This is a genomic window from Corynebacterium sp. HMSC056F09 (genome assembly GCF_001815785.1).
Classification (GTDB): domain Bacteria; phylum Actinomycetota; class Actinomycetes; order Mycobacteriales; family Mycobacteriaceae; genus Corynebacterium; species Corynebacterium hiratae.
Genome location: NZ_KV821981.1, coordinates 44,432 through 60,849 on the forward strand (window position 1 = coordinate 44,432; position 16,418 = coordinate 60,849).

Here is a 16,418-nt window from a genome sequence, read left to right on the forward strand (position 1 = left end):
CCTCCTGGCTGACTTCTTCACCCCTTCTAAGCCGAACCAAGCTTTTCCTACACGTAGTCAAATCAGGCGCAAAGTCCGCGATATTTGTAAAACCCTGGATGATTCCATCGCCTACCAAGATACCCGGCCTAAAGATACGTACCGGTTTTCTTCTAACGGCACCTCTGCCTGGCTGGAACTGCAGGTTGGGGAAGACACCGGCATTAAACTCGATGCCTTCATCCACCAGACCGCCGCCAAGGAAGACATCACTGTCGCTGAGGCAGTCATCAAACTGCTTTCCGGTGAGATAAAGCCACCAGCTGAGGTGGTGCTCCACACCTACCAGGCCTGCGATATTGAGGATGCACCGACCTTTATTGAAGGCTTCGGCTGGCGAGCTGAGCCCATGCCACATGACAAGATGCGGGATTTAACCGAAGAGATAAAAGAGGCCGATGGCTACCAGCCAGGAATCATCATGCGCAAACTTGTCGAAGGCCGCGACGGTACCTGCCGGGTCGGCGGCTGTGGCGAGCCTGCTTTTCTCAGCCAGTTGGATTACCGACACAACTGGGCCGAAGGCGGGCCAACCCACCCGAAGAACCTGGTTTTCGCCTGTCGATCATGGTGGTGATGGTGCACAGAATTATGAACGCAAGGGCCCACCAACTACCTGCTCGCGAAGACTGTTCTTGTCCACCGGGAACTGTCTTATTTCCGTCTTCCCGTAGGGGACTATTTTTACTTTGGCTCAAAATGCACCAAAGGTATTATCCTCAACCGCCAAAATGTTACTTCCAGGTAAGAAATAGTCCCTATTTATAGATAGCTCCTGGCGGTTAATCCTGTCATCCTGGCTCTCGTCGAGCTGCAACTCTCGCATAGCGTGGTTGCTAAGGAGGTGTGCCCAATTGGATTACAAGTACCTACACACTTGATCGGTGCTGCACGTTTCAGGGTCCGGGTGTGCGGCGTCCTGTCTGAGGTCCGCGATAGTGTCGCGCAGCACGGAGAGCTGCGCGATCTGCTGCTCGATCTCAGCGAGGCGCACGTCAAGCAGGTCGCGCACGTGCTCGCAGGGCGCCTGGCCGCCGTCGCGGATGTCGAGGATCTGGCGGATCTGGGCGAGGGTCAGCCCGGCGGCCTGGCCCCGGTGGATGAACCCGACCCGACCCACGGCATCCTCGGCGTAGTCCCGATAGCCGGAGGCCAATCGCTCGGCCGGAGGGAGCAGCCCCGACTCCTCGTAGAACCGCAGGGTCTTGGTCGTGGTTCCGGTTGCTTCCGCAAGCTGTCCGATCCTCATGTTCGCCGATTCCCCTTCCAATGGCCACCACACTTGACCTTCCATTGTACTGGAAGGTTCACAATGGTTCCATAGGAACTTTTGAACCACAGGGAAGAGACATCTGGAATGACAAACGAAAAGTTCGATCTGGCGATTATTGGTTCCGGCGGCGGAGCGTTTGCGGCCGCGATCCGGGCCACCGGACTGGGCAAGCGCGTCGTGATGGTGGAGCGCGGCACCGTGGGCGGGACATGCGTGAACACGGGCTGCGTCCCGTCGAAGGCGCTCCTGGCTGCCGCGGAGGCCCGCCACGTGGCGTTGGATTCGGCCCGCTTCCCTGGGGTGGCGGCCTCGGCGGGCCCGGTGGACATGCCGGCCCTGATTCAGGGCAAGGCCGCGCTGGTTGAAAGCATGCGCACGGAGAAGTACGTCGATCTGGCCGCGGACTACGGGTGGACGATGATCTCGGGGGACGCGTCGTTCACCGGAACCCAGGACGCACCGCTGCTCCGGGTGATCTCCCCGGATGGTGCAGTGAGAACGATCGAGGCCGGGCACTACCTCGTGGCCACTGGCTCCGCACCCTACGTGCCGCCCGTTCCCGGACTGGCCGAGGCCGGGTACCTGACCTCGACGACGGCGATGGAACTGGACGAGGTGCCCGAATCAATGCTGATCCTGGGCGGAGGCTATGTTGCCCTGGAGATGGCACAGCTTTTCTCCCGGCTGGGCTCCCGGGTGACCATGCTGGTCCGTTCCCGGTTGGCCTCGCAGGAGGAACCGGAGGCATCCAAGGCGTTGGCGGGGGTGTTCGCCGACGAGGGGATCCGGGTGGTCCGGCGGGCCATGGCCGACTCCGTGGCCTCCGGCCCGGACGGGGTCTCGGTGACGGCAAACGTGGCCGGGGGCGAGGAGGTGTTCCGCGCTTCCCGCATCCTCGTGGCACTGGGCCGCCGCCCGGTGACCGAGGGACTGGACCTTGACGCCGTCGGGGTGAAGACCGGCGCATCCGGCGAGATCGTGGTCGATTCCCGCCTGGCCACGTCCAACCCGCGGGTTTGGGCCGCCGGGGACGCGACCGGCCATCGGGAGTTCGTTTACGTCGCAGCGGCCCACGGCGCCTTGGCCGTGGACAATGCGTTCACCGATGCCCTGGCCGAGGTCGACTACCGGCACCTGCCCCGGGTCACCTTCACCAGTCCCGCCATCGGGGCGGTCGGGATGACGGAAAAGGAAGCTGTCGCCGCCGGGATCAGCTGCGAGTGCCGGGTCCTCCCCCTGGAGTACGTGCCGCGAGCCGTGGTCAACCGCGACACCCGCGGCTTCATCAAGGTTGTCGCGGACCGCGACACCGGACGGATCCTGGGCCTCTCCGCGGTGGCCAAGGACGCCGGGGAAATCGCCGCCGCCGGCGTCTACATCCTCGAAGCGGGCATGACCACCGCGCAGGTCGCCGCCGCCTGGAGCCCCTACCTGACGATGGCCGAGGGCATCAGGATCGCCGCCAAGGCCTTCACCACCGACGTCTCCGAGCTCTCCTGCTGCGCCTGAGCTCCAAGCCCCCACTACCGAAGCAAAGGAATGCCCTGACCGCCACCGACCAGGCCCTCACCTATCTGTTGTCCCCGAGCACCACCGCACCGACCACGGTACCGCCTGAGTCCCCATCCCCATTCCTGGAAGGAACCACCAGACACTATGACATACCCGAGATCCCGCCGTTCTCTGTCCGTTCCCCGGCCCAGGCACCTCGCCTCCGCCCTGTTTCTGGCAGCGGTCATGGCACTGACAACCGCCTGCGCCAGCTCACCGAGCGGCCCGTCGGCCGCGTCAGGCGGTTCGTCGCCCGACGCGGCCGGTGCCGTTGCTGTTACGGTCTCCGACATTGACGGCACTACCCGGACCATCCCGGACGGTAAGCCCGCAGCACTGTTCTTCTTCTCTGCCGGATGCGGTGAGTGTGTGGAAGGGGCCGATTCCCTGAACAAGGCCTCCACGGCCCTGGGAAGCTCGGCCGACTACCTCCTGGTGGACGTGGACCCCCGAGAACCGAAGGAGACCATCAACGGATTCCGCGATTACATCAAGGCCCCTGAGCTCCCTGCCGTCATCGACACCGAGGCCACACTGACCACCCAGTACAAGGTCACCTCCATAAGCACCCTGGTGGTGGTCGACGCGAAGGGCGACGTTACCTTCCGGGCCACCGACCCGTCTGCGGAAAAGATCCAAGAAGAACTCACCAAGGCCGGTGCCCAATGACAGCCCTGCTTGCCCTGGCCTTCGCCGCTGGAATGATTGCCCCGGTCAATCCCTGCGGTTTCGCCCTCCTGCCCGCCTGGATAGCCCAGACCATCGGGGACGCCCGGACGCGCCCGCTCGCGCTGCGTCTGGCCCACGGGCTTCGGGCCGGGCTCGCGCTCAGCCTCGGCTTCGCCGGGACCCTGGCAGCCTTCGGGCTGATCGTCAGCGCGGGCGCCAGGACCCTGATCAGCGCAGCGCCCTGGCTGGGAATGGCCACCGGGGTGATCCTTCTCCTGCTGGGCCTGGCCATGCTCACCGGACTCACACCACGGCTCCGTCTGCCGGCCTGGGCCACGAAACCCCGCACACAAGAAGCCGCAGGGGCAGGTCACAAAACCGGGCGCATGGTGGCCTTCGGGATCGGATACGCCGCAGCATCCCTCGGCTGCACCCTCGGGGTGCTCCTGGCCGTGATCGCCCAAGCCCAGGCCGTCGCCAGCTACGCCGGGCTGCTCGCGGTCTTCGCCGCCTACGCCGCAGGCTCGGCCACTGTCCTGATGCTCGTTTCGGCAGGCACGGCCATCGCCGGGGCCGCCCTCGGGCGAAGAATCACCGGCCTGGCCAAGCACAGCAACCGCATCGCCGCCTTCATCCTCACCATAACCGGCGCCTACCTCAGCTGGTATTGGTATCCCGCCGCCACCGGCGGAACCGCACAGGCCAACAGCCTCGCCGTATGGTCAGCCGCCGCCAGCGCCTGGATCAGCGACAACAGCACCCTGATCGCAGCCCTCGCCGCAGCCGTGGTGCTCGCATCGGCATTGGCCGCCCTCAACCGGCGCAGGAGACTGCGCATCAGACAGGGAACGCCGCCCACAGGCGAGGGCCCCGGGCAAAGCGGGGAACCCGACTGCTGCACACCAACTCCGGACAATAACTCGACCGAGGACCGGCCAGGCACGATCCCGTGGCTGGCCGAGGACTCCCAAAAAGCAAGGGGGAGAGGGAACCTTGCCCATCTTCTGGCAAACGAGGCGCCCGCCTATCAGGACAGGTTGGTACAGCGGCATCAGGCCGGAAGTCAATTCGTGCGGCCCTGCTCGTCGTCTGAAACGACAATTCGGATCGCTAGCGGTCGGGCGATTGACGCTGCCTGAAGCTCAAGTGTGGGTCGTTGATGGAAGTTACTACCAGGAGGGGGAGAGTGAGGCGGTGGGTTAGATCTCTTTTAGGCGATTCCGCTTGGAGGCGAAGAGAACGCCTCCGCCGGTGATAATCGCAGCGGCAACAAGGTAATACGCCGGGGCGAGTTGGTTGTCTGTTTTGTCAATAAGCCAGGTGGCGATCATGGGCGCTGTGCCGCCGAAGACAGCGTTAGCTGTGTTGAAGGTGAGTGCAAAGCCGGAAAGGCGAACATGGGTGGGGAACTGTTCGGAGAGGAAGGAGGGGAGGACGCCGTCGTTAAGCGCAAGCACGCCGCCGAGGCATACCTGGATGATGATGACGAGGAAAATGCCGGCGCCGTCGAGAAGAATGAACGCAGGGACGATGAAGAGTCCCATGAAAAGTGCAGCGCACAGCATGGTCGTGCGGCGGCCCAGGCGGTCCGATAGCAGGCCGGTGAGAAGTGCGAAGCCGATATAGAACGCGGAAGCGACCGACGACGCAATGAAGGCAGGTGTCTCCGCCATGCCCAGCTCCTGGGAGAGGTAGGTGGGTAGATAGGTCAGGATGACGTAGAAGCCAATGGCGTTGAGAACCGCGCCCGAGAAGGCTATTGCCAGGGCCTTGGGATATTTGATGACCTCGCGAAGAGGGGATTCTTCCGTGTCATCTTGATTCTCAAAGCGGGAAGACTCATCGGCGTTGCGGCGAATCCACAGGCCGTAAAGGCCTAGAGGTAGTGCGATGAGGAAGGGGACGCGCCAACCCCAAGAAATGAGAGCATCGTCGTCGAGTACGCCGGTGAGTAAAGCCGCAATGAGGGAGCCTAATAGCAGGCCGGATGCTGTGGCGGAAGGAACGATTGCGGCGTAAATGCCCCGCTTATGAGTCGGGGCGATTTCTGCGAGGTGCGTGGCTGCACCGGCATATTCGCCAGCCGCGGAGAAACCTTGGACCATGCGCGAAAGTAGAAGCAGCAGGGTGGCGGCGAATCCGATGGTTTCGTAGCTGGGGAGGAAGCCGATCACGGCTGTCGCTAGTGACATCATCGTGATCGATACCGTCAGGGTTTGAATTCGTCCGTGTTTGTCACCAAAGTGTCCCCACACTATTCCGCCGAGCGGGCGGACGAGGAAAGAAAGCGCAAAGAGTGCGAATGTCATGATGAGCGCGCGGCGCCCTTCCATCTCCGGGAAGAAGACTCGGGAGATAATGGCCGACATATAAATGTAGGCCGCATAGTCGAACCATTCGATGAAGGTTCCTATGAAGGACGCTTTGATAGCGCTGCGGTGTTGTGTGGAATCGGGGCCTGGTGGTGCTTGGGTTGACGTGGACATAGCTTCCACCGTACAGAAACTATGTGTGCTCCACGTCACTTAATTCCTAAACGTTCACGCTTTCCCGCTCGTTCTCGTCAGCGTTCATGATGTCATTGACGCCACCCTCGGCGGCGTCCCAGGTTGCTTGGTCTTGGATGCCGGCGCGCTTGGCGACGATCGTGGCGCACAGAGCCTGACCGGTGACATTGACGGCGGTGCGGCCCATATCAATGATGGGTTCGATGGCGAGCAAGAGGCCGACGCCTGCCAGCGGGAGGCCTAGCGTGGAGAGTGTCAGCGTCAACATGACGGTGGCGCCTGTCGTACCGGCAGTAGCTGCGGAGCCAATGACGGAAACGAAGATGATGAGAAGGTATTGGGTCGGGGAAAGGTCAATTCCGTAGAACTGCGCAATGAAGATGGCGGCGATAGCCGGGTAGACGGAAGCGCAGCCGTCCATCTTCGTGGTAGCGCCGAGCGGGATGGCGAAGGAGGCGTATTCGCGAGGCACACCCATGGCTCTCTCCGTAAAGCGCTGGGTGACCGGCATGACTCCCATGGAGGAACGGGTGACGAAGCCGAGGGAGAATACTGGCCATACGCGCTTGTAGAAGCCAATGATTGGAATGCGGTTGAACGCGAGGACGGCAGGGTAGACCACAACAATGACAAGGGCGAGCCCGACATACATCGCGAGGACGAACTTGCCCAAGGAGCTCAGCGCATCCCAGCCGTAGGTAGACACGGCTTTACCGATGAGGGCGGCGGTGCCAATCGGGGCGAGACGGATGATCCACCAGAGAACCACCTGGATGACCTTGAGGAAGGATTCGGTAAAGCGCAGGAAGGGATCGGCTGCCTTGCCAGCCTTGACCGCTGCGATGCCCAGAGCCAAAGAAATGACAAGGAGCTGAAGGGCGCCGAAGCTGAGGGAGACTTCGCCATCACTCAGGGAAGCCTTGAGTCCAAAGAAGTTGGCGGGGACGAGTTGCTGGAGGAAGGCGGTCCAGGACCCAACGTTGGAAGGATCGGCGGCGGTGGAGGCGTCGACAGTTGTGCCCACTCCGGGCTTCATCACGAGGGCAACGAGAATGCCGGCCAAGACGGAGAAGAAGGCCGTAATGGCGAACCATACGAGGGTGGAGATTGCCAGCGAGGCGGCGTTAGCCACCTTGCGCAGGTTGGCAACCGAGGTGACGACGGCCGCGAAGATGAGCGGCGGGACCATTACTTTGAGCAATTGGACGTACGCGCCGCCGACGCCGGACAAGGTATCGGAGAGCCACGAGGACTCCATGCCGGAGGCGATGAAGCCGAGAATGAGGCCGATAATGAGGCCGGCGATGACCTGGGCACCAAAGCCGGTGGCCCACGAGGGCAGCGTGCGCGAGGATGCGCGGGAGGAAGTGTCGGACACGAGATTTTCCTTCTAGACAGTGTTGTATAGAAATGGACCAAATGGTTCGGTAGATTTATACCGATCGGTTCACTAGAACTTATAACACCGTACGCTGCCCAGAAATTCCCCTGCAAATTATGGGATGCGCTTGGTCCACTCTTCGTTGAGGAATTTGGTGTCGACGAGGCGCCGGGCGGCTGCTAGGGAGTCGTCGGAAAGCTCAGCGTCGACGGCGCCGTAGCGGGTGGCGAACTCGCGTGCCATGGTGTCGATGATTTCCTCGCGGGGCACGCCGGTCTGGCGGCGCAGCGGGTCCACACGTTTCTTTGCGCTGGCCAGGCCCTTGGAGGAGACCTTGACCTTGCCGATGCGCAAGACTTCCATCATCTTGTCCGCATCGATGTCATAGCTCATCGTGGTGTGGTGGAGCACCGCACCTTTGCGGCGCTTTTGCGCGGCACCGCCAATCTTTCCGCCGTCCGAGGTGATGTCATTAATCGGCACGTACCAGGCGTTGACGCCAAGCTTGCTCAGCGTCGCGAGTACCCATTGGTCTAGGTACTCGTAGCTGGCCTCGTAGGAATAGCCGGCCACGAGCGAGTCCGGGGCGTACAGGGAATAGGTCACGCAGTTGCCGCCCTCCATGAACATCGCACCGCCACCGGAGATTCGGCGTACTGGAATGATGCCGTGCTTGTCGACGCCCTCCTGGTCCAACTCATTGGCATAGGACTGGTAGGAACCGAAGACGACGGCGCGGTCTTCCCATTCCCAGAAGCGGAGCGTGGGCCCGCGCTTTCCTTCCGCGACTTCGTTGAGGAGGACCTCGTCAAGGGCAACGTTTACTGGGGTAGGCAGAACCCCAGGACGCAGGATCTCCCAGCTGTGGTCGGTGAAGTCGGTGCCGCCAGACAGCGCGCGCTTGACCGTGACAGCTAGGTGGTGGGTGTCGAATCCGTGGAGAGCTACGGGTGAATCGATTCGCGCAAGCGCGGCATCGAGGCGGGATTGGATGTCCTCGGTGCTTGTGGCGGTAGTGATGCCGACTAGCGCTGGGGCTAGGGCCTCGTAGGCCTCTTCCGGTTCGAGGAAGAAATCGCCAGAGACCTTGGCCGCGGTAACGGTGCTGTCGGCGTCAATATCGAGATCGACGACGAGTAGTTTGCCGCCGGGGACTTTGAGCTCGAAGTGTTCAGTTTGGTTCATGGTGTTCAGGGTACTCAGGTATGGCGGTGTGACGATTGGGGTAGTAGACCATTTAATGAATCCGAAAGTTGGGATGGGGGTAGCTAATGTTTGTTGGTTGTGTCTGTGGAAGTAGTAAGGGGTCACGTAGAGGGTTGCTGTTGGGTGCTACGTTGCGGGCGCAAGTTAGTGCCTTAATGTTTCGTTCTAGGATATGGGGCGGGAGTGCAGAGTGGGGACTGGTGGGCGTTTGAGGTGCTCAAATAGTCTGTAATCTAATCGTTATAGCTAATATGACCTGCGGCTACGCGCGATTTTGACAAAAGAAGGGGATGCGGCGGTGGCGCATTGTAGTTTCGTCCGTATGGTGGGTGTCAATGCAAACGAAATAGCAAATCGTCCCCCAATCCCCTGGGATTTATGGGGGTAGAGATGAAAGCTATCGTTTGCCATCGAGATATAGACCAAATGTAGAAAGGTTTAGAGAAACAATGGGTAAGAACATCAAGGATCTGTTTAACGCAACCGCATACGACAAGGCCGGCGAGAAGCTGGGCTCCGTCAAGGAGGTCTTCGTCGACGAGCAGTCCGGTCAGCCGACTTTCGTTGAGGTCAACCACGGTCTGTTCGGTATGAGCTCCAGCTTGGTTCCGCTCCGTGGTCACGATTTCACCGGTGATGAGCTCAAGCTGGCTTTCTCTAAGGACCGCATCGAGAACGCGCCGGATTTTGACTCCGATAAGCCGCTGACTCCTGAGGCGCAGGCGGACATCTTCAAGCACTACGACCTCGAGAACGCACAGGACGTAACCACCTACCGTGACGAGCGTGATGAGCGCGCTGGCGTTGCCGGTGCTGGCGTAGCTGGCGCTGGTGTTGCCGGTGCTGGTGCAGGTGCACACGCTAAGGATGAGACTGCTGCTACCAGCAGCAACCTCACCAACAATGAGGGCGAGGTTATCCGCTCCGAGGAGCGCTTGGACGTCAACAAGGAGCGCGTGGCCACCGGCGAGGCGCGCCTGCGCAAGTACGTCGTGACCGATACCGAGACCGTCGAGGTTCCGGTTGAGCGCGAAGAGGTTCGCGTCGAGCGCACCCCGATTTCCGAGGCTGACGCTGCCAACTACACCGGCACCATCGGTGATAACGGCGCGGAGGAAGCCTCCGTCACCCTGCACGAAGAGCGCGTGAATGTAGAGAAGAAGACCGTCCCGGTGGAGAAGGTTAACCTTTCCAAGGAGACCATCAAGGACACCGAGACCCACACCGAGGATCTGCGCAAGGAGCAAATCGATACCGACGGCATCACCGAGACCCGCAAGTAATCTCGGTTAAGGGCTAAGAGGCTGGAGCTGCAAAGCTCCAGCTTTTCGCGTTTAGGGTTTGTTCAGTATTTTCTGGTCTTGAACAGGGTGGAAAACGCAAGGCCAAGCCAGTAGGTTTGAATCATGTCACGTTTTAGCCCACTGAATTGGCCCGTTGTGCGCCAAATCCGGAACAAGGATGCCTTCGGCCGCGACGTGTCCACGCAGTCGGCTAAGAGTGAAGACCTGCGCGGACGCACCGTTGACGCGGACCGCGTCGTCCAGTCGGTCTGCCCCTACTGCGCAGTGGGTTGTTCTCAGCGCGTTTATGTCAAGGATGACCGCGTCATCCAAATCGAGGGCGACCCGGATTCCCCGATTTCCCGCGGTCGTTTGTGCCCTAAGGGCTCTGCGTCTGAGCAGCTCATTAATTCCTCGACCCGCATCACCACGATCAAGTACCGAGCGCCCTATGCCACCGAATGGCAGGAGCTCGATGAAGAAACCGCGATGGATATGATCGCGGACCGTTTCGTGGAGGCACGCGCGAGGCACTGGGAGGACGTCGATAAGCACGGGCGTCGTCTCAACCGCACCATGGGCATTGCGGGCCTGGGTGGTGCGACGCTAGATAATGAGGAGAACTACCTCATTAAGAAACTGTTTACCGCCACCGGCGCGATCCAGGTGGAGAACCAGGCGCGCATATGACACTCCGCCACTGTTCCTAGTCTAGGAACGTCGTTTGGCCGCGGCGGCGCAACCCAACCGCTGCAGGATATGGCGAATGCGGACTGCATCGTCATCGAGGGTTCTAATATGGCGGAATGCCACCCCGTGGGATTCCAATGGGTCGTGGAAGCCAAGAAGCGTGGTGCGCGCATTATCCACGTGGATCCGCGCTACACACGTACGTCTGCCTTTGCGAACCGCCACATCGGCATTCGCGGAGGCACGGACGTGGTGCTGCTCGGCGCGATTATCAAGTACGTGCTGGATAATGACCTGTATTTCCACGATTACGTGGTGAATTACACGAACGCGGCGTCGATCATCTCGCCGGATTTCCAGGACACCGAGGATTTGGAGGGCTTGTTCTCCGGGTACGACGCGGAGAAAGGCAAGTACGTCACGGACTCGTGGCAGTACGTGCAAAAGCCTGAGGGCTCCTCGTGGAACGTGGAGAAGGACCTGACGCTGGAGGATCCGAACACGGTCTTCCAGATTCTCAAGCGCCACTACTCGCGCTACACCCCGGAGATGGTGGAGGAGACCTGTGGCATTTCGCCGGAGGACTTCTACTACTTGGCGGACTCGATTGCGCAGAACTCCACCCCGGAGCGCACCACGTGCTTCGCCTACGCGCTGGGCTTTACACAGCACACCCTGGGCGCACAGTTCATCCGTACCGCGGCGATCCTGCAGCTGCTCATGGGCAACGTGGGACGACCTGGCTCGGGGATCATGGCTTTGCGCGGGCACGCCTCGATTCAGGGATCGACCGATATTCCGACCCTCTTTAACTCGCTGCCGGGCTACCTGCCCATGCCGCACGCGGATCAGGAGACCTGGGAAGATTACCTGGATTCCTTCCGGCAGGAAGACCAGAAGGGTTTCTGGCAGCTGGGTGAGAACTACGCGGTCTCGCTCATGAAGTCCTACTGGGGCGACGCCGCAACCAAGGAAAATAACTGGGGTTTTGACCTCATGCCGCGCCTGTCCGGTGCGCACTCGACGTATGAGACCTTGTTGGCCATGCTGCGCAAGGAGGTGGAAGGCTACTTTGTCTTTGGCCAGAACCCGGCGGTGGCGCAGTCCAACGGCGGCATGCAGCGCCGCGGACTGGCCTCGCTGAAGTGGCTGGTTGTCCGCGATTTCCAGGAGATTGAAACGGCAAGTTTCTGGAAGGATTCGCCGGAAGTCAAGAACGGCGAGCTCAAGACCGAGGAGATTGCCACCGAGGTCTTCCTCATGCCTGCGGCAACGCACGTGGAGAAGTCCGGAACTTTTACCCAGACTCAGCGCATGGTGCAGTGGCGCTTCCAGGCGACTCCGCCGCCGGGCCAGGCCCGCAGTGAGGCGTGGTTCTTCTACCACCTAGGCAAGAAGATTAGGGAGCGCTTGGCGGATTCGACTGATCCGCGCGATCTGCCGATCAAGTCTGTCACCTGGGACTACACCGAGGATGAGCACGGCGATCCAAGCTCGGACGAGATCTTGCGCGAGATCAACGGCTACTACCTTGATGGGCCTAAGAAGGGCCAGCTTTTGCCGGCCTTTACGGAGATGCGGGCCGACGGTTCCACCTCCGGCGGCTGCTGGATCTACACCGGCGTGTATAAGGACGGCATCAACCACGCCGCGAAGAAGGTCCCGGGTTCGGAGCAGAACGAGGTGGCACTCGAGTGGGGCTGGGTCTGGCCGGCCAACCGACGCATCCTGTACAACCGCGCCTCCGCCAAGCCGGATGGCACTCCATGGTCGGAGCGCAAGAAGTACATCTGGTGGGATGAAGAGCAGGGCAAGTGGGTCGGTGACGACGTCCCGGACTTCCCGGTGACCAAGCGCCCGGACTACGTCGCGCCTGTCGACGCCGTCGGCCCCGATGCCCTCGATGGCGACGATCCGTTTATCATGCAGGCCGACGGCCTGGGTTGGCTGTTCGCGCCGAAGGGGCTGTCCGACGGTCCTCTTCCGACCCATTACGAGCCCCAGGAATCGCCGGTGCACAACGCGCTGTACAAGCAGCAGCAATCGCCGACGCGCCTGACTATCAAACGCGCGGACAACCTTTCCCGCCCCGAGCCAGGGGAGCGGGGCGAGGACGTGTTCCCGTTTGTCTTCTCCACCTACCGTCTGACGGAGATGTACACCTCGGGCGCGATGTCGCGCCGCTTGCCTTACTTGGCGGAGTTGCAGCCGGGGCTCTTCTGCGAGGTGGACAAGGAACTGGCCGCCAAGCGTGGATTGGTCAACGGCGAGTGGGCCACCATCGTGTCCCCGCGCGGCGTCATCGAGGCTCAGGTTTTGGTGACGGACCGCATGGAGATGCTCACCATCAATGGTGAGGACTTCCACCAGATCGGCTTGCCGTATCACTACGGAGAATCGGAGACCACCGAGGTGGCCGGCGATGGCGCCAACGACCTGTTGGGTCTGACCCTAGAGCCGAACGTGTTCATCCAGAACTCCAAGGTGGGTGCGTGCGATATTCAGCCGGGCCGCCGCCCGCGGGGCGAGGCCCGCGTCAAGCTCTTGCGTGAGTACCAGGAGCGGGCGCACCTCACCGTCGACTCAGGTAACCGGCTCCTCGATGTCTCAGATGCTTTCAGCACGGAGAGCGGCGCTTCGGAGGAGAACACCGGCGATGATGCCACCGCAGGCAATGTGGCGGACTACGAAGGCAAAGAAAGCTAAGGAGGACTCATGGCGAATTTCTTGACCGAAAAGGCCGATCGACACGGCTATGAGACCTATCAGCGAATGGCGTTCTTTACCGATACCTCGGTGTGCATTGGCTGCAAAGCCTGCGAGGTGGCGTGCAAGGAATGGAACCGCAACCCAGTGGAAGGCTACGCGGTTACCGGAAACTCCTATGACAACACTGGCGGGCTGGGCGCGAATACGTGGCGTCACGTGGCCTTCATCGAGCAAAACAACGAGCGCATTGAGCAGGCGCGCGAGGAGGGGCGCAGACTCGTCGCGCTGGGTATGCCCACAACCTCTGCACCAAGCGTCACCCCAGATACCGATGATTTTCGCTGGCTGATGTCCTCCGACGTCTGCAAGCACTGCACCAACGCGGGCTGCTTGGACGTGTGCCCGACGGGCGCGCTCTTTCGCTCCGAGTTCGGCACCGTCGTGGTGCAGGACGACGTGTGCAATGGCTGTGGTACGTGCGTGGCCGGTTGCCCCTTCGGCGTCATTGAGCGCCGCGATGACGGCGGCGTGACGCTCAAGGCAGACAAGACCGCCACCGTGGATTATGAGGTCCCTGACCACGCGGGTGTGAACGTGCTGGCAAAGCTGAAGCAGCTGAAACCCCAAGGGCCTGACCATATTCCGGGGCAGGCGATGCCGATCAAGAACTTGGGCGTGGCCCAGAAGTGCACCATGTGTTATGACCGCCTCAAGATCGGCGAGCAGCCCGCGTGCGCCAAGACGTGCCCGACGGATTCCATCCAGTTCGGCCCTTACGAGGAGATGCTCGCTGCTGCGCAGGAGCGTGTGCGCGTCCTGCACGAGCAGGGGCTGACGGAGGCTCGTCTCTACGGCGCCAATTCCCAGGATGGGGTCGGTGGAACGGGTTCTATTTTCCTGTTGCTCGATTCCCCAGAGGTCTACGGGCTGCCGCCGGATCCACGCGTGCCCACGGCGGATTTGCCGCAGATGTACAAGACCGCAGTGAAAGCTATCGGAGGAATGGCGCTGGCCGTGGCCGGGGCATTCATGTTGGGAGGCCGCAAGTGAGCGAGTTCGATGAGTACCGCCCGCCGCAGGAGCCTAGGCGCAGGCGAGGCGGCGGCAAGAAGCGCCGGCGTGGACGAGTCGGAGCCGGCGCACAGGATGGTTCCAAAGAAGAGCGTATGGCGGAGGACTTCGAGTTCTCCTCGTATTACGGCAAGCCCGTAGTCAAGGCCCCGCCGTGGGAGTGGCCCATCGGCGGCTATTTCTTCCTCGGCGGCGTGGCCGGCGGTTCTGCGATGTTGGCCGCCGGTGCCCAGGCCACTGGGAACGCACCGCTGAAGCGCTCGACGCGGATGACGGCTTTCTCCGCGGCATCGGTAGGGTCGGTCTTTTTGGTGCTCGACCTCGGCCGCCCAGAGCGCCTGCTCAACATGTTCCGCGTCTTCAAGGTGACCTCGCCGATGTCCATCGGCTCGTGGATCCTGGGCAGCTTCGCTTCCGCCGCGGCCCTGCCGGCGGTCGTGGAAGCGGACGCACTGGTCGGCGGTGTGCTACCGAAGTCGCTTCGCCGCCTCCTCGATACGGCGGCGGGTCCAGCAGGCGCTGTCGCCGGCGTGCTTGGTGGCCCGCTGGCGGGCTACACGGCGGTGCTGTTGGCCAACACGTCAAACCCGACGTGGAATGACGCGAAGAAGCATCTGCCTTATGTGTTCGTGTCCTCGGCTTCGGCTGCGGCGTCGGGTGCCGCCATGGTCTTTACCCCGGTGGAGAATGCTGGCGCGGCACGAGTACTCGGTATCACTGCCGCGGCGACCGATCTGGCCGCGACCCGTGTCATGGAAGCGAACATGGAGCCAGAGCCTCTGCGCCCGCTGCACGAAGGCACACCCGGGAAACTCATGAAGGCCTCCGAGGCGCTCATTGCCGCGGGCGGGGTGGGAACCGCAATCGCGTCGGTCACAAAGTCGCGCGCGGTGTCGGTGGTCTCCGGCCTGGCGCTTCTGGCGGGTTCTGCCTGCACTCGTTTCGGCGTGCTCAATGCGGGGTTGGAGGCGGTGAAAGATCCGTCGACAAGCATCGGCCCGCAGAAGCGCCGTGCTGAGGCCCGCCGCCAGGCAGAAGGCCTCACGCACTCGACGGTGACTAGCGGATAGTAATGCGCGCCTCGCCCGGCACGGTGCGGCCGATGACCGGATAGCCAGGAACCTCGCCGATGACCAGCAGGCCACCCGAGGTTTGGGCATCGGCGAGGAAGATCAAGTCCTCTTCGCTCAAGTCTGAGTCGAGGTGGGGGCGGACCCAATCCAGGTTGCGGCGCGAGCCGCCCGGGATGAAGCCCTCCGCCAGGGCCTCCATGGCGCCGTCCACCGCAGGAACAGCGGAAAAATCCAGCTCCGCACCAATACCGGAGGCGCGGCACATCTTGTAGAGGTGGCCCAGAAGCCCGAAGCCGGTGACGTCCGTGGCCGCGCGCACGCCCGCGGCTACGGCGGCCGCGGCAGCGTCGCGGTTGAGCGTGGTCATGGAATCCACCGCGGCCTGGGAGACTTCACCGGTGGCCTTGTGCTTGTTATTGAGGATGCCCACACCGATTGGTTTGGTCAGCGTGATGGGCAGGCCCGCCTCGGCGGCGTCGTTGCGCATAATCTTGTCGGGGTGGACGATGCCCGTGGCAGCCAAACCATACGTGGGCTCCGGGGCAGTGATGGAGTGTCCACCAGTAATGGAGATCCCTGCCTCGCTGGCCACATCCATGCCACCGCGCAGGACCTCGCGCAATACATCAAGACCGAGCTTCTCGCGCGGCCAGCCCACGAGGTTGATGGCGGTGATGGGAGTGCCGCCCATGGCGTAGACGTCGGAAAGCGCATTGGCTGCCGCCACCCGGCCCCAGTCATAGGGGTCGTTGAGCATCGGGGTGAAGAAGTCCGCGGTGGAGATGACCGCGAGGCCGTTTGGGATGCGCACGGCGGCGGCATCGTCACCGTCGTCAAGCCCGACCAGCACGTTGGGGTCCGCGGTGCCCACGAGGCCCGCGACGGCCGATTCGAGCTCTCCCGGAGGAATCTTGCAGGCGCAGCCGCCACCGGCGGCAAAGGAGGTAAGTGTGATGTCAGACATGG

The 16,418-nt window shown here is 62.0% G+C and carries 12 protein-coding genes and 1 pseudogene; 8 read left to right on the top strand and 5 right to left on the bottom strand.

The features are described from left to right. Positions 1 to 616, top strand: a 616-nt coding sequence (locus tag HMPREF3056_RS12625) for an HNH endonuclease signature motif containing protein (protein ID WP_246822529.1), incomplete at its 5' end; no start/stop codon positions are given. Positions 617 to 898: 282 nt separating this feature from the next. On the opposite strand, the gene HMPREF3056_RS12630 is transcribed toward HMPREF3056_RS12625, so the two are convergent. Then, positions 899 to 1,288: a heavy metal-responsive transcriptional regulator gene (locus HMPREF3056_RS12630; RefSeq protein ID WP_004601215.1), complete on the bottom strand. Its 390-nt coding sequence runs from the start codon at positions 1,286 to 1,288 to the stop codon at positions 899 to 901. A gap of 108 nt (positions 1,289 to 1,396) precedes the next feature. Between HMPREF3056_RS12630 and merA the strand changes: the two genes are divergently transcribed. The 3 genes and pseudogenes from merA to HMPREF3056_RS12645 form a co-directional block, all read left to right on the top strand. Beyond that, positions 1,397 to 2,821, top strand: coding sequence for a mercury(II) reductase (gene merA / locus HMPREF3056_RS12635; RefSeq protein WP_046648249.1), 1,425 nt, complete (start codon positions 1,397 to 1,399; stop codon positions 2,819 to 2,821). A gap of 228 nt (positions 2,822 to 3,049) precedes the next feature. Further along, positions 3,050 to 3,532 (top strand): TlpA family protein disulfide reductase, encoded by a 483-nt coding sequence (locus tag HMPREF3056_RS13855; protein ID WP_080975115.1) that lies wholly within the window; start codon positions 3,050 to 3,052, stop codon positions 3,530 to 3,532. Continuing rightward, positions 3,529 to 4,482 (top strand): annotated as a pseudogene (locus HMPREF3056_RS12645) (cytochrome c biogenesis CcdA family protein); the annotation flags it as partial. The gene HMPREF3056_RS13855 and the pseudogene HMPREF3056_RS12645, both read left to right, overlap by 4 nt. Before the next feature lie 249 nt (positions 4,483 to 4,731). On the opposite strand, the gene HMPREF3056_RS12650 reads toward HMPREF3056_RS12645, so the two are convergent. From HMPREF3056_RS12650 to HMPREF3056_RS12660, 3 genes are all read right to left on the bottom strand, one after another. After that, the gene (locus tag HMPREF3056_RS12650; protein WP_070755005.1) at positions 4,732 to 6,018 is read right to left on the bottom strand and encodes an MFS transporter; all 1,287 of its coding nucleotides are present in this window, start codon (positions 6,016 to 6,018) and stop codon (positions 4,732 to 4,734) included. Positions 6,019 to 6,064: 46 nt separating this feature from the next. Then, a complete protein-coding gene (locus HMPREF3056_RS12655; protein WP_070754981.1) occupies positions 6,065 to 7,417 on the bottom strand; it encodes a dicarboxylate/amino acid:cation symporter in 1,353 nt (450 codons plus the stop codon). Between the two features lie 117 nt (positions 7,418 to 7,534). After that, positions 7,535 to 8,605: a lipoate--protein ligase family protein gene (locus HMPREF3056_RS12660; RefSeq protein ID WP_070754982.1), complete on the bottom strand. Its 1,071-nt coding sequence runs from the start codon at positions 8,603 to 8,605 to the stop codon at positions 7,535 to 7,537. A gap of 470 nt (positions 8,606 to 9,075) precedes the next feature. On the opposite strand from HMPREF3056_RS12660, the gene HMPREF3056_RS12665 reads away from it, so the two are divergent. The 4 genes from HMPREF3056_RS12665 (at position 9,076) to nrfD (ending at position 15,449) form a co-directional block, all read left to right on the top strand. After that, positions 9,076 to 9,909: a PRC and DUF2382 domain-containing protein gene (locus tag HMPREF3056_RS12665; protein WP_046648257.1), complete on the top strand. Its 834-nt coding sequence runs from the start codon at positions 9,076 to 9,078 to the stop codon at positions 9,907 to 9,909. Positions 9,910 to 10,032: 123 nt separating this feature from the next. Beyond that, positions 10,033 to 13,305: a formate dehydrogenase-N subunit alpha gene (gene fdnG, locus HMPREF3056_RS12675; protein ID WP_246822530.1), complete on the top strand. Its 3,273-nt coding sequence runs from the start codon at positions 10,033 to 10,035 to the stop codon at positions 13,303 to 13,305. A gap of 9 nt (positions 13,306 to 13,314) precedes the next feature. Beyond that, complete coding sequence (locus HMPREF3056_RS12680) at positions 13,315 to 14,358, top strand: 4Fe-4S dicluster domain-containing protein (RefSeq protein ID WP_049156418.1); 1,044 nt, start codon at positions 13,315 to 13,317, stop codon at positions 14,356 to 14,358. Beyond that, entirely contained in the window at positions 14,355 to 15,449 is a 1,095-nt protein-coding gene (gene nrfD / locus HMPREF3056_RS12685) for an NrfD/PsrC family molybdoenzyme membrane anchor subunit (protein WP_049156415.1), read from the top strand. Before HMPREF3056_RS12680 ends, nrfD begins: the two co-directional genes overlap by 4 nt. On the opposite strand, the gene selD is transcribed toward nrfD, so the two are convergent. After that, positions 15,439 to 16,416 (bottom strand): selenide, water dikinase SelD, encoded by a 978-nt coding sequence (gene selD / locus HMPREF3056_RS12690; protein WP_070700768.1) that lies wholly within the window; start codon positions 16,414 to 16,416, stop codon positions 15,439 to 15,441. The genes nrfD and selD overlap by 11 nt on opposite strands. Positions 16,417 to 16,418: the final 2 nt, after the last annotated feature.